Annotated in this window: 11 protein-coding genes; 9 read left to right on the forward strand and 2 right to left on the reverse strand. The window is 35.2% G+C overall.

Going from position 1 to position 14390, the window contains the following annotated elements:
* The 7 genes from Q5N74_RS12190 to Q5N74_RS12220 all read left to right on the forward strand — a co-directional run bounded on the left by Q5N74_RS12190 (position 1) and on the right by Q5N74_RS12220 (position 8289).
* Positions 1 to 381, forward strand: a complete 381-nt coding sequence (locus Q5N74_RS12190; protein ID WP_304389115.1) for a hypothetical protein — start codon at positions 1 to 3, stop codon at positions 379 to 381.
* A gap of 40 nt (positions 382 to 421) precedes the next feature.
* Positions 422 to 1828, forward strand: coding sequence for an FAD-dependent oxidoreductase (locus tag Q5N74_RS12195; RefSeq protein WP_304389116.1), 1407 nt, complete (start codon positions 422 to 424; stop codon positions 1826 to 1828).
* A gap of 4 nt (positions 1829 to 1832) precedes the next feature.
* Positions 1833 to 2204: a hypothetical protein gene (locus Q5N74_RS12200; protein ID WP_304389117.1), complete on the forward strand. Its 372-nt coding sequence runs from the start codon at positions 1833 to 1835 to the stop codon at positions 2202 to 2204.
* 374 nt (positions 2205 to 2578) lie between these two features.
* Positions 2579 to 3565: a GntR family transcriptional regulator gene (locus tag Q5N74_RS12205; protein WP_304389118.1), complete on the forward strand. Its 987-nt coding sequence runs from the start codon at positions 2579 to 2581 to the stop codon at positions 3563 to 3565.
* A 3-nt stretch (positions 3566 to 3568) separates the two neighbouring features.
* Complete coding sequence (locus tag Q5N74_RS12210) at positions 3569 to 5053, forward strand: xylulokinase (protein ID WP_304389119.1); 1485 nt, start codon at positions 3569 to 3571, stop codon at positions 5051 to 5053.
* 207 nt (positions 5054 to 5260) lie between these two features.
* On the forward strand, positions 5261 to 6586 hold the full coding sequence (gene xylA, locus Q5N74_RS12215) for a xylose isomerase (RefSeq protein WP_304389120.1): 1326 nt from the start codon (positions 5261 to 5263) through the stop codon (positions 6584 to 6586).
* A gap of 32 nt (positions 6587 to 6618) precedes the next feature.
* Positions 6619 to 8289, forward strand: a complete 1671-nt coding sequence (locus tag Q5N74_RS12220) for a sodium:solute symporter (RefSeq protein ID WP_304389121.1) — start codon at positions 6619 to 6621, stop codon at positions 8287 to 8289.
* 83 nt (positions 8290 to 8372) lie between these two features.
* Here the strand turns inward: Q5N74_RS12220 and Q5N74_RS12225 are convergent, their stop codons facing one another.
* Entirely contained in the window at positions 8373 to 9614 is a 1242-nt protein-coding gene (locus Q5N74_RS12225) for a 3-deoxy-D-manno-octulosonic acid transferase (protein ID WP_304389122.1), read from the reverse strand.
* 149 nt (positions 9615 to 9763) lie between these two features.
* Here Q5N74_RS12225 and Q5N74_RS12230 point away from each other — a divergent pair, with 149 nt between their 5' ends.
* Positions 9764 to 10897 (forward strand): DegT/DnrJ/EryC1/StrS aminotransferase family protein, encoded by a 1134-nt coding sequence (locus Q5N74_RS12230; protein ID WP_304389123.1) that lies wholly within the window; start codon positions 9764 to 9766, stop codon positions 10895 to 10897.
* Positions 10890 to 11915, forward strand: a complete 1026-nt coding sequence (galE, locus tag Q5N74_RS12235; RefSeq protein WP_304389124.1) for a UDP-glucose 4-epimerase GalE — start codon at positions 10890 to 10892, stop codon at positions 11913 to 11915. The genes Q5N74_RS12230 and galE overlap by 8 nt, the downstream gene beginning before the upstream one ends.
* Before the next feature lie 64 nt (positions 11916 to 11979).
* On the opposite strand, the gene Q5N74_RS12240 is transcribed toward galE, so the two are convergent.
* Positions 11980 to 14382: an outer membrane beta-barrel protein gene (locus tag Q5N74_RS12240; RefSeq protein WP_304389125.1), complete on the reverse strand. Its 2403-nt coding sequence runs from the start codon at positions 14380 to 14382 to the stop codon at positions 11980 to 11982.
* Positions 14383 to 14390 lie beyond the last annotated feature (8 nt).

Raw genomic sequence — 14390 nt, forward strand, 5'->3', positions numbered from 1 at the left:
TTGATAAAAAAAATCTTATATTATAGTATTCTTAGTATCCTCATTATCGGGTTATTTGGTGCTGGCGGATTAGTTTTAGAAGAATTTAAAACAGGCGAAGGTTGCCCTAAAATAATGCATATCCCTATGTGTTTGGTGGTTTTTATTTGTTTTGTGATTCCGCTAATAGCGCATCTTTTAAGAAAAGCCAATGTCTTGTATTTTATTTTTACCGGACTTGCAGGTAGCATTGCTTTAGTGGCTTCCATAATGCAGTTTACAGGACATGCCGAGTGCCCAAAAACAGCATCTGGTACACCAATGTGCTATTATTCGTTAGTACTTTTTAGTAGTTTAATTATACTGAAAATAATATACATAAAATCAAAAGTAAAACAATAATAAACCTGTTATCATTCCGCAGGTTAAAAAATTAAAATAGATGAATACGATAGATTTATATGGAGCCGATTGGTGCCCAGATTGCCAAAGAGCAAAAGCATATTTAAAAGAAAACAATGTCGATTTTAACTTTATCGATGTCGATTTAGATAAAGATGCAACCGCTCGTGTAGAAGGTATTAATAATGGAAAACGAATTATACCAACCATTCTAATTAACGAAAAACCATATACCAATCCAGACAATAGTGTTTTGGCAAATGTATTAGGTATTAATGACGAAGGTCGTGTTATTTTATATGGTGCCGATTGGTGTCCGGATTGCCAGAGAGCAAAAGGATATTTACAAGACAACCATATTAATTTTCAATATATAGAAGTCGATAAATACGATTGGGCTGCGCAAAAAGTAGAAGAAATTAATAATGGAAAACGTATAATTCCTACCCTATTTATTGGCGATAAAAGTTATACCAATCCAGATAATTCCATTTTAAAAGGCGTTTTAAATATTGGTAAAGAATCGGAGAAAAAGGTTTACGATAGTATTATTGTTGGTGCTGGTGCAGCAGGATTAACCGCTTCTATTTATATTCAGCGGGATCGTTTTAGTTCTTTAATTTTAGAAAAAAAGAATATTGGCGGAAATGCCTTTTTAACGCAAAAGATTGAAAACTACCCTGGATTTACAGAGATTTCCGGACCAAAATTAATGCAACGTATGGCAGAACAAGCCAAAGTGTACGGCGCAACTATTGAAACTGGTGTGGAAGTAAAAAGCATTGCTAAAAACGGAAACCTATTTGATATCGATTCTAATATGGGCGCATATCAAAGTAAATCTGTGGTATTGGCTTTAGGTTCTACCTATAGAAAATTAGGGATTGACAATGAAGAGGATTTAATAGGTGCCGGAATTCATTTTTGTGCAACCTGTGATGGTGCTTTTTATAGAGATAAAGAAATTCTGGTTATTGGTGGTGGAAATAGTGCTTTGGAAGAAGGGATCTTTTTAGCTGGTTTTTGTAAAAAAGTAACCATTGTAAACCGTGGTGCAGCATTCTCCGCTTCGGAAACCTATATTGAAAAACTACCTTCTATAAAGAATATAGAAACCCATCTGAATAAAGAATCATTAGGATTTACCAAAGATGAAAAAGGCAATTTTAAAGGTCTGGAAGTAAAAGATAAAACCACTGGAGAAACGGAAGAATTAACCGCAGATGGTGCGTTTATTTTTATCGGATTAATTCCAAATACAACCAGTGTAAAAGGTGTTATTGATTTAAACAAAAACGGTTTTATTACCACAACAGCTTTAGGAGAAACCAACATACCTGGTGTTTTTGCTGCTGGTGATTGCAGAGAAGGCGCTATAGCACAAGTGGCTGCTGCTACTGGTGAAGGCGTACTGGCAAGTTATGGCGTGCGAAATCATTTAAAATAGAAAGATGGAAAACTGGTATTTACCAATTACAATTGTGCCTGGTTTGGGTTTGCTCATTCTTTCTACTTCCAACTTAATGGTAACCTTAAGTAATGAAATAAGCGCCATGATTGATAATTCTAAAGAGAAAACAATTATCGTCAGAAAATTAAAACAATTGAAATTGCTTAATATGTCCATGGTGTTTTTCTATGTTTCTGTAGCACTATTACTGGTTTCTGCAGTGCTTAACGGTTTATACACCATAGAAAAAACGGGTTTATACATCAGTATTTTGGCTATTATTTTTGCGCTTATCGGACTTTTTTCTTTGGTAATATTTTCCTTTAGAGCGGTAAACATTCGTCAAAATCAATTTAAAAACAATGTAGCTTAAATCTAATACCTCTTTTAGTTTTAGAAAAACTAAAAGAGGTATTAGTCTAGTACTATTAGAAATAAAAACAAGTGCCAACTTCATGAATGAAAGTGATGAGTTTTAAAAACCCTTAAAAACTGTTCGTCAATTTCTTGAAAGGAGATCTGATTTGGTTTTGAAGAATTTAATAAATGATTGACTTTTACTTTATCAACATATTAAGGATTTAATTTTTTATTGGCTTCAAATGTATCTAAAAGCTTTGTCATAATCTTGATGAGGCTTTTTTTACACCCTAATTCCATCTCAATACTCAGTTTTTTTAATCACACTTATCAAAATATTAAAAACATTTTATATATTTACAAACCAGAACAGAACAGAACGGATTGATGATATTCGAAATTAATACAAATAGTGAGATACCTAGGTATCAGCAATTAGTAAATGCGGTTAACGACGCGTTGGCTAATAATACGCTGTCTAGTGGTGATGCGTTGCCATCGGTTAATGCTATTTGTAAAGACTATAAACTGTCCCGCGATACTGTTTTTAAAGCTTATACCATTTTGAAAGAAAATGGGGTTGTGGAATCTGTTCCTAATAAGGGCTATTATGTAGCGAATGATACGCGGAAGGTGCTCCTGGTTTTAGATACATTTAAAGCCTATAAAGAAGTTTTGTACCATGCTTTTATAAATAATTTACCTAAAAAGGTTATTGTAGATGTGCAGTTTCACCATTATAATATCAATAATTTTAAAACTATTTTAAATAATAGTAAAGGTAAATACTTCAAATATGTGGTCATGACTTTCGATCACAAGGAAGTGCCAAATGTATTGTCCGATTTTGATAATGATAAATTATTGCTAATCGATTGGAATGTCCATTCAAAAGCATCAAATAATTATGTGTTTCAAGATTTTGGAAATGCATTTTCCGAAGCTTTAAATGAAGCGGTTGTTCCTTTTAAGAAATACAAAAAACTGGTTTTTGTGTATCCAACATTTACCAAGCACCCAACAGAATCTGTTACTTACTTTAAACAATTCTGTGAAGCCAATAAGTTTAAATTTAAAGTGGTTACCAATCCAGCCGATTTTAACGTTGTAAAAGGAGAAGCTTATATAAGTGTAAGCGATCGCATTTTAGGAACTTTCTTAGAGCAATGTAAAATTCATGATTTTGAACCGGGTACCGATGTAGGCTTCTTATCCTATAACGAAACCCCAATGAAAAAATTTATCTACAAAGGCATTTCAGTAGTTTCAACAGATTTTAAAGAACTCGGCGCTAAAGCAGCAGAATTTGTAAATCTAGAGGCTTCAATTCAAACATATATTCCAACTAAATTAATATTAAGAGAATCATTATAAATTATGTACTATTTAGGATTAGACATAGGAAGTTCTTCCATAAAAGCAGCACTTGTTGAGGTTGCTTCGGGCAAAAGCCTAGGAGTTGTTCAAGAACCGGAAAAAGAAATGAGCATGTTTGCTCAAAAAAATGGATGGGCAGAACAAAACCCGAACGATTGGTGGCAACATGCTTGTAAAGCCATTGCGAAATTAAAAAAGCAACATAATGTAACCAGAACCCAAATAAAAGGCATTGGTATTTCGTACCAAATGCATGGTTTGGTGGTGGTTGATAAGGGCGGAAACCCACTTCGTAAAAGTATTATTTGGTGCGATAGTAGAGCAGTAGAAACTGGAAACAAGGCTTTTGCAGAAATTGGGGAAGATTTCTGTGCGTCACACCTATTAAATTCACCAGCAAATTTTACAGCTTCCAAATTAAAATGGGTAAAAGAAAACGAGCCTGAAATTTATAAAAACATTTATAAGTTCATGCTTCCAGGCGATTATATTGCCTATAAATTTTCTAACACCATAAATACGACTATCTCAGGATTGTCTGAAGGGATTTTTTGGGACTTTAAGAACGATAATATAGCAGATTTCCTTTTGGAACATTACGGTATCGATAAAGCATTGGTGCCCGATATTGTCGATACATTTGGAGAACAATCCCTTGTGGATGCTAAAGGAGAACAGGAAAGCGGTATCGCTGCGGGAACACCTATTTTTTATAGAGCAGGCGATCAACCCAACAATGCTTTGTCACTAAACGTATTCAATCCAGGAGAAGTTGCTGCAACAGGAGGTACTTCTGGTGTGTTTTATGCGGTAACAGAAAGTCTTTCAGGTAAAGAAAGTACACGTGTTAATAATTTCGCACACGTTAATTATAAGAAATCAAATCCAAGAATAGGAAAGTTGTTGAATATTAACGGTGCTGGTATCCAATACCGCTGGTTGCTCAATAATTTAGATGTCAGCTCTTATGAAGAGATGAATAATTTAGCGTCTGAAATTCCTGTGGGGTCCGATGGCGTTTGCCTAATCCCCTTTGGTAATGGCGCAGAACGCATGCTAAACAATCAAGAAATTGGTACTAGAATTGTAAATCTAAATCTAAATAACCACCACAAAGGGCACATGTGTCGCGCGGCTTTAGAAGGTATCGCCTTTTCATTTGTGTATGGTATGGAAATCTTAAAGTCAGATGGTATTACGCCAAGTGTAATCCGTGCAGGAAATGACAATCTTTTCCGTTCAGAAATTTTTTCCAATACCGTAGCCACTTTAATCGAGCAAGAAATTGAAATTTATAACACCACAGGCGCCATAGGTGCTGCCCGTGCTGCCAACTTGCATAAGGGTGATTTTGAAAGTTTTGGTAAAACCATTATCGATAACGATCACGTTATGACTTTCATGCCTTTTAAAGATAAAACGCTGTATCAAGAAGCTTATCAAAACTGGAAAAACGAATTAGAAATAGTAATAAATAAAAAATAAGTATTTGGGCGTTACCACAAGGGTCGGGCTTTTCGCTAAATCTTTTTAAAGTTCATTACGCGGAGCGAGTATCGTGGTAATCTGTAAGTTTTAAACTTTTATAAAGTGCATTGAATATTAGTTTAAAAAGGATACCGCTACAATCCCTAACGCAACCGGTAACTCCAAATAAACACATTAACAATTAAACGCATAAACATTTATAACATGGCATTAATAGGAAACAAAGAATACTACAAAGGTATTGGAGAGATTAAATTCGAAGGTAAAGAATCAGACAACCCATTAGCATTTAAATATTATAACCCAGACCAAGTGGTTGCAGGTAAAACGATGCGCGAATGGTTTAAATTTTCAATAGCATACTGGCATACGTTCTGTGGTCAAGGTTCAGATCCATTCGGTCCAGGAACACAAAATTTTGAATGGGATAAATCTTCAGATGCAGTTCAAGCAGCGAAAGATAAAGCCGATGCGGCTTTCGAATTCATCACAAAAATGGGATTTGGTTACTACTGTTTTCATGATTATGATTTAGTTCAAGAAGGCGCAACCTTTGCAGAATCTGAAAGTAGATTAGCTACTATTACCGATTATTTAAAACAAAAACAAGCAGACTCTGGCGTGAAATTACTTTGGGGTACTGCCAACTGTTTTTCTAATCCACGTTATATGAATGGGGCGTCTACCAATCCTGATTTTAATGTGGTAGCGCGTGCTGGCGGACAAATAAAATTAGCTTTAGATGCTACCATTGCTTTAAACGGAGAAAACTATGTGTTCTGGGGTGGTCGTGAAGGTTACATGACGCTTTTAAATACCGATATGGGGCGTGAGTTAGACCACATGGGGCAATTTTTAGGTATGTGTAGAGATTACGCGCGTGCTCAAGGTTTTAAAGGAAACTTCTTCATCGAACCAAAACCAATGGAACCATCAAAACACCAATATGATTTTGATTCGGCTACAGCCATCGGTTTCTTAAAAGAATATGGTTTAGATAAAGATTTCAAAATTAATATTGAAGTAAACCATGCAACTTTAGCACAACACACCTTTCAGCATGAAATTGAAGTAGCTGCTAAAGCTGGTATGTTAGGTAGTTTAGATGCAAACCGTGGTGATTACCAAAACGGTTGGGATACAGACCAATTCCCAAATAACATTCAAGAAACTACTGAAGCGATGTTGGTATTCTTAAAAGCAGGCGGTTTACAAGGTGGAGGTGTTAATTTTGATGCTAAAATCAGAAGAAATTCAACCGATTTACAAGATGTGTTTCATGCGCATATTGGTGGTGCAGATACTTTTGCAAGAGCCTTATTGACTGCAGATAAAATTATGACGTCATCATCTTACAATAAACTAAGAACAGAGCGTTATGCTTCATTCGATGCAGGTAAAGGAAAAGATTTCGAAGCTGGTAAATTAAATTTACAAGACTTATACAAAATAGCTCAAGAAAATGGTGAGTTGCCATCTACAAGCGGAAAACAAGAGTTATTTGAGAATATAATTAACCAATATATATAATAGTAACTAGTTACCAACTAAACTAAATATTTATGAAACATCACTTTTTAGCTATACAGTCGGTTCTTGAGAATTGGGACTGGGTTGTTCTGGGCATCTACTTCTTGGCGCTTATTGCGGTAGCGGTTTGGGTCGTGCTCCAAAAGAATAAGGACACCGAAGATTATTTTTTAGCAGGTAGAAATGTTGGCTGGTTTGTTATTGGTGCTTCTATTTTTGCTTCCAATATTGGGTCAGAGCACGTTGTAGGTCTCGCAGGAACTGGATTTGAATCTGGTACACCTATGGCGCATTACGAACTACACGCTTGGATTGTTTTACTTTTAGGTTGGTTATTTTTACCATTCTATATTCGAAGTGGTGCGTTTACCATGCCCGAATTTTTAGAAAAACGATTTGATAGTAGGTCGCGCTGGTTCTTATCATTATTCTCGCTGGTGGCCTATGTACTTACAAAAGTATCGGTAACCATTTATGCTGGTGGTATTGTGGTTTCAGAACTGTTAGGAATTCCATTTTGGTACGGTGCTATTGGTATCGTGATTTTTACTGGAATTTACACCGTTGTTGGAGGTATGAAAGCTGTTATTTATACGGAAACCTTGCAAACGGTTATTCTAATTTTTGGTTCCATAGTTATAACTTATTTAGGCTTGCAAGAAGTAGGCGGCTGGTCGCAATTACGTGAAACAGTAACAGCGGTAAGTCCAGATCACTTTAATATGTGGAGACCGATGAATGATCCAGAATTTCCGTGGACAGGTTTATTATTTGGTGGTACCATTGTTGGTATTTGGTATTGGTGTACAGATCAATATATTGTACAGCGAACTTTGGCTGCCAACAATATTAAAATAGGAAGACGTGGGGCTATTTTTGGCGCTTATTTAAAATTGCTACCCATTTTAATTTTCTTAATTCCGGGTATTATCGCATTTGCCTTGTCTATTCAAAACCCAGAAGTATTTTCGGTTGAAAAGGCAGATAGAGCATTCCCAATGCTAGTTAAAACCTTATTACCTGTTGGTTTAAAAGGTTTGGTAGCTGGTGGTTTAATGGCGGCTTTAATGAGTTCGTTAGCATCTGTTTTTAACTCTTGTTCTACTATTTTTACGATTGATATTTACAAAAAACTGTATCCTGAAAAAACAGAGAAAGTATTAGTAAATACAGGTAAAATTGCTACAGGTTTTATTGTAATCCTAGGTATTATCTGGATACCAATTATGGAAAAAATTGGAGGTGGTGTTATGTATCAATACCTTCAAAATGTGCAGTCTTATATTGCACCTCCTGTAACAGCTGTTTTCTTATTAGGTATAATTTGGAAACGTGTCAATTCAACAGCAGCCATAACAACTTTATTATCGGGGTTGGTGTTATTAATTTTAAGATTGGGTAGTGAAATATACTATCAACCACAAATACTTTCAGGTGAAACAGTGGATGGTATCGCTTATGCATTTGCAACCATCAACTTTGCACATATGGCGATATTTATGTTTATTTTTTCAGTGTTTGTTTGTATTTCAGTGAGTATGTTATCGCAAGCACCTAATTATGAAACTATAAAAGGGTTAGCATTTGGAACCCTTTCCGAAGAACAAAAAGCAGCCAATAAAGGCAGTTATGATACAATAGATGTTGTTTTATCTGTTTTGTTAGTGTTTATTGTTATTGGAGTACTGACTTATTTCACATAAGAAATTCAATATATATTAAAAAAAAGCGAGTCGTTTATATTTAAACGACTCGCTTTTTTTGTGCTATTAGGTATTTTGAGTATTTAGAGTTTAGTGTCTAAATACTGTATTATTTTAGTAACAGCGCCTTGATTCCTTTTTATGTAATTGGAATTATTATTTCCAGTCTCTAAACGTTTTTCTGGATTTTGAATTAATCCCGTTAAAACAGCATCTAGTTCTGTTTGGTTTGCAATTGAAAAGAGCCCATTAATATCAATCATTTCTTGAGCTTCAGGAAATTTCTCATGATGAGTTCCAATAATAATCGGTATACCAAAAACAGCAGGTTCTAAGGTATTGTGTAAGCCTGTGTTTCCCATCGCTCCACCAACGTAGGCGATATCAGCATAACTGTATATTTTTGAAAGAATACCAATGGTGTCAATAATAAACACCTGTGCGGTTTCAAGAGGTTTTATATCTTTTTCAGAAAATAGTACGCTTTCAACAGTTAACCGTTCTTGAATGTTTTTTATTTGATTCGATTTAATGTTATGCGGCGCAATAATAAATTTAACGTGTTTTGAAGCTTCAGAATTAATGAAATTCACCAGTAAGTTTTCATCTTCCGGCCAAGTGCTACCAGCAACAACGCACAGGTTGTTTTGCTTAAAGGTTTCAATGAAAACTAAAGTATTGTCAATTTCTAACTGACTAGACACACGGTCAAAACGGGTGTCTCCAGAAACAGTAACTTGGTTGTAATTTATAGATGCAAGTAGTTTTTTAGAACGGTCGTTTTGGGTGAAGATATGTTCAAAAGCAAATAAAGCGTTTCTTAATTGATGACCGTAAAATTTAAAAAACGATTGGTTTTCCCTAAAAGCTGCCGAAATTAAAATGGCACGTAACGTTCGGTTTTTTAATTCGTTCAAAAAATTAGGCCAAATGTCGTACTTCACAAAAACGGTGAGTTCAGGGTTGACTACATCTAAAAACTGGATTGCATTTGCCTTTGTATCTAGAGGTAAATAAACCACGACATCGGCAATAGGCGAATTTTTTCGAATCTCGTAACCAGATGGTGAGAAAAAAGTGAGCACCACTTTATGTGATTTAAATTGGTCTCGAAGCGCTTTAAAAACAGGAAGTCCTTGTTCGTATTCACCTAAAGATGCACAATGAAACCAAAGTGTTTTATCAGTCGGTTTTAAATTGTCTTGAAGTGTTTTAAAAGTTTCCTGCCTTCCAACAACGCCGCTTTTAATTTTTTTGTTAAATGGCGTTACACATTTTAAACCAAAATGAGCCAGATGAATACCAATGTTATAAATAAAACCCAATTCTTTTTTCTTTGTCGCTAAAATACATTTCTTTAAAATAATTTCATTGGTTACCGCGTACTAATTTTGTAATTTCGTAGCTTATTAACTCATAATATGGAAGTTTGTAACGATTCTTATTGCAACCCATAGAAATTGAAATTTTTTAGATGAAGAAAATTCAAATGGTTGACCTTAAAGGTCAATATGACGAAATTAAAGACCTTGTAAACACGTCAATTCTAGAGGTTTTAGAAACAACGGCCTATATTAATGGTCCAAAAGTTCACCAATTTCAAAAGAATTTAGAACACTATTTAGGAGTAAAACATGTGATTCCGTGTGCTAATGGAACCGATGCGTTACAAATTGCGATGATGGGACTGGGGTTAAAACCAGGCGATGAGGTTATTACTGCCGATTTCACATTTGCTGCAACCGTTGAGGTAATTGCTTTATTGCAGTTAACACCCGTTTTGGTTGATGTGAATCCGGATGATTTTAATATTAGTATTGAAGCCATTAAAAAGGCCATAACCCCAAAAACAAAAGCGATTGTACCAGTGCATTTATTTGGACAATGCGCCAACATGGAAGCGATTATGGAAATTGCTGAAGCACATAATTTATTCGTAATTGAAGATAATGCACAAGCTATTGGGGCAACCTATACCTTCAAAAACGGTAAAAAAGCACAAGCAGGAACCATGGGTCATGTGGCATCAACGTCATTTTTCCCCTCTAAAAACTTAGGCTGTTACGGTGATGGCGGTGCTATTTTCACTAATGATGACGCTTTAGCGCATACCATTCGAGGTATTGTGAATCACGGTATGTACGAACGTTACCACCATGATGTGGTTGGTGTGAATTCACGATTAGACAGTGTGCAAGCAGCGGTTTTAGATACAAAGCTTCCTCATTTAGATACCTATAATAATAAAAGAAGAGCAGCAGCAACTCAGTATGATGAGGCTTTTAAAAACATAGAAGGTATCACGATTCCGCATAGAAATGGTGATGGCGATTCGCATGTGTTTCATCAGTATACATTACAAGTAAAAGGTATTGATAGAGATGGTTTGGTAAAACATTTAAATGAAAAGGCGATTCCTTGTGGTGTGTATTATCCAATACCACTTCATAAGCAAAAGGCCTATGTAGATTCAAGATATAATGAAGCCGATTTTCCGGTTACCAATCAATTGGTGAAAGATGTGATCTCTTTACCAATGCACACCGAATTGGATGCTGAACAAATAGAATTTATTACATCAACAATTATAAAATTTATAAATGGATAAAATATTAGTTACTGGCGGTTTAGGGTTTATTGGCTCGCATACCGTTGTAGAATTACAAAAAGAAGGCTACGAAGTAGTAATAATTGACGATTTATCAAACTCATCAATAAGTGTATTAGATGGAATTTTATCTATTAGTGGTAAAAAACCACTTTTTGAAAAACTAGATTTAAAAGACAAAGTAGGTGTTGAAGCTTTTTTTGCAAAACATAGTGATATTAAAGGCGTGATACACTTTGCAGCTAGTAAGGCTGTAGGAGAAAGTGTAAAAGAACCTTTATTATATTATGAAAACAATATAAGTACTTTGGTTTATATTCTTAAAGAATTGAAAAAACTGCCTGAAGCAAGTTTCATTTTCAGTTCGTCTTGTACTGTTTATGGTCAAGCAGATGAATTGCCAATTACTGAAAATGCACCAGTAAAACAAGCTGAGTCACCTTACGGAAATACCAAGCAAATTGGTGAAGAAATAATAAGTGATACCTGTAAAGTAACACCAAGCCTTAAAGCGATTGCATTGCGTTATTTTAATCCAGTAGGAGCACACGCGTCTGTTAATATTGGTGAGTTACCAATTGGAGTGCCTCAAAATTTAGTACCTTTTATTACGCAAACGGCGATTGGTTTACGTGAAGAACTTTCTGTTTTTGGAGATGATTATCCAACGTCGGATGGTACGTGTATTCGCGATTATATTCACGTAGTCGATTTAGCCAATGCACATGTCGTAGCGCTCGGGCGTTTGTTGAATAACAAAAACAAAGCTAATTACGAAACCTTTAATTTAGGAACAGGAACCGGAAGCACGGTATTAGAAGTCGTGAAATCTTTTGAGAAAGTGTCTGGTAAAAAACTAAATTATAAGATTGTAGGTAGAAGAGAAGGTGATATTATTTCAGCGTATGCTGATACTACTAAGGCTAATGATGAATTGGGATGGAAAACAAAATTGTCTCTAGATGATGCTATGAGTTCCGCATGGAATTGGGAACAAAAAGTAAGAGGAAATAAGTAATTTACTTAAAAACTATAACTATTAAAAAAGGCTGCGAAATTAAATTTGCAGCCTTTTTTGTTTATTAAAATTTATAGCTATAGCCGAGGCGTATTACTTGCGATTCGGCATAATTACTACTGGTATATTTAAAACCTTGTCCGAAAATTTCGGTTTTTACAGTCATGGTATTTAGAAGGTCTGTGGCATTTAAAAACAATTCACCTTTTCCTTTTTGGATCGATTTTTTAATACCAAAATCTATTGAAAAACGCGATTCAATTTTTCCTTGAGGAATGATGTCTTTGGCTAAATACACCGCACTTAATTGGGCGTCTACCTTTTTAGATAGCTTTAGTGTATTATTAAGCTTTAAGTTTCCAGAGGTTATTTCTTGTTTATCGGCCGAAAATGTATTGGGTGATGGGTATAGATTTTCAACAGTAAAGGCATCAATTTGATTGCGATACACATTTCCGTTTAAATTAACAGCATACCAGTCTGTGATATCTTGTTCAAAAACCATTTCCAATCCTGAATTATAGCTTTTCCCTGCGTTTTGAAAAATAGCATAGATAATATTGCTCGACCCATCGGTGGAAGAAATTCGGGTAATCGTACCTTCTGAAAAGCGATGGTAAAGTGCGGTATACAAACTACCCTGTTCCCAGTTGGTTTTATAACCCAGTTCTATTAGGTTTGTGAATTGCGGACGTAAAGCGGGGTTACCCACTTTAATAAGCTCAGCATCGTCATATTTAGGAAAAATACGAATATCTACTTCGTTAGGTCTATCCACTCTACGGTTATAGAACACAGAAATTTTATTGTTTTCATTCAATTTATAGGCAAAGCGCATATTAGGAAATGGCTCGGTATAATTATAGCCATCACTCGAATAGGTGTTGTGGTCTGGATTTACAAGGTAATTTAAATCGACATACTCCATGCGTAAACCAATTTCAGCTTCGTAAGTTTCATTTTCAAAACTATAATTTCCATATAAGGCAGGAATAATTTCTTTGTATTCGGCCCATCCACCGGCACCCGCATCTATAGGTGAGTTTTGGCCTTGAAAGAATTCCATGTTTATTGGAATGTTTCGTTTTCTTAACTTGATTCCTGTTTCGAACTTTCCGTATTTTAAAGGTCTAACATAGTCGATATTAAAATCGTAAACCTGTTCATCTGAAAGCAATTTAAAAGAATCTAAACCTGTAAAAGTGGGCTGTATATTCTCGAAAAAATACTTTTCATCTTCTCTGTGAAACGTGTAGTTGAAACCAACGGTTAATAAACGTCCTGCTTCTTTAAATTTATGTTGATAATTGGCCGTTGCCATAATAGTGGTTTTAACCTCGTCTTCTAAAAAGCGCCAAAGGTAAAGGCGTTCATTATTTTCATCAACAAAAGGTTCGTCACCATTGTCAATTATAATCTCGCCACCATATAATCCAGAAACGGTTAAGGTGTTTCTGTCATCAATATTCCAATCTAATCCAGATTTTAAAGTAATAAACTTGGTATCTCTGTTTCTCTTGGTTTGCCTGTTGATAATCGTACCGTCATCATAAACACGATTTACAAATTCATTTTTGTTAAGTGTTTCTGTATATAAATAATCCCCTTGAAAAAACACATTCACTTTATTCTTTCGGTAATTAAGAGCGAGTGACGGGTTTATTTTCGGTGTCATGGTATATTGTGGTCTAATGTCGGGTAAATTGGCTTTACGCTCCCATAAAGACCCCAGGCCACCTGTAAAACCTACTTTGCCGTTAAAACCTTGTATGTTATTCTTTTTGTAAATAATATTAATGATGCCTGCATTACCGTTAGCGTCATACTTAGACGATGGGTTGTTTATTATCTCAATTTTTTCAATGGCCGAAGCTGGAATGTTATCCAATCCGTTTTGATTTCCAAAGCCAGTTAAAGCGGTTTGTTTGCCGTCAATAAGTACGGTAACTTTATCGTTTCCGCGTAATTGCACTTTACCTTCTTGTATCGTAACACTTGGTAAATTTTGCATGGCTTGTAATACCGAACCTCCACTTTGACTGATGTTATCTTTAAGTGAATAGGTTTTTTTATCCATTTTGGAGCTCACCTCGTCTTGTTCCGTGGTTACTAAAACCTCATTAAGAGACGTTATGTTTTCTGTAAGCAAAATGGTTTTTACATCGAGAAATTTGGAAAGTTTCCCAACAAAAAGAGCTTGCGTTTCGGTATTGAAACCGATAGTAGAGACTTCTAATATGTAGTTGCCAGAAGATACGTTTTCAATTGTAAAACGGCCTTCTTCATTGGTTGCTGTGCCCGTTACAAAGGTCTGGTTGTTTTCCGACTTTAAAATAACATTGGCATAGGGGATTGCTACTTGTGTTTCCAATTCTTTTACCGTACCCGAAATAGTAATATCTATTTGAGAAAATAATTTTGGAGAAAAAGAGGCAAGAACAAGGAATACAAAAAATTTATAAGGCATATTTTTGT

The sequence above is a fragment of the Mariniflexile sp. AS56 genome (genome assembly GCF_030552475.1).
Lineage (GTDB): Bacteria > Bacteroidota > Bacteroidia > Flavobacteriales > Flavobacteriaceae > Mariniflexile.

Coding starts and splice junctions, on each gene's coding strand:
- Q5N74_RS12210 (WP_304389119.1), top strand. CDS start 3,569: ATGTACTATTTAGGATTAGACATAGGAAGTTCTTCCATAAAAGCAGCA.
- Q5N74_RS12220 (WP_304389121.1), top strand. CDS start 6,619: ATGAAACATCACTTTTTAGCTATACAGTCGGTTCTTGAGAATTGGGAC.
- Q5N74_RS12195 (WP_304389116.1), top strand. CDS start 422: ATGAATACGATAGATTTATATGGAGCCGATTGGTGCCCAGATTGCCAA.
- Q5N74_RS12230 (WP_304389123.1), top strand. CDS start 9,764: ATGAAGAAAATTCAAATGGTTGACCTTAAAGGTCAATATGACGAAATT.
- Q5N74_RS12200 (WP_304389117.1), top strand. CDS start 1,833: ATGGAAAACTGGTATTTACCAATTACAATTGTGCCTGGTTTGGGTTTG.
- galE (WP_304389124.1), top strand. CDS start 10,890: ATGGATAAAATATTAGTTACTGGCGGTTTAGGGTTTATTGGCTCGCAT.
- Q5N74_RS12205 (WP_304389118.1), top strand. CDS start 2,579: ATGATATTCGAAATTAATACAAATAGTGAGATACCTAGGTATCAGCAA.
- xylA (WP_304389120.1), top strand. CDS start 5,261: ATGGCATTAATAGGAAACAAAGAATACTACAAAGGTATTGGAGAGATT.
- Q5N74_RS12240 (WP_304389125.1), bottom strand. CDS start 14,382: ATGCCTTATAAATTTTTTGTATTCCTTGTTCTTGCCTCTTTTTCTCCA.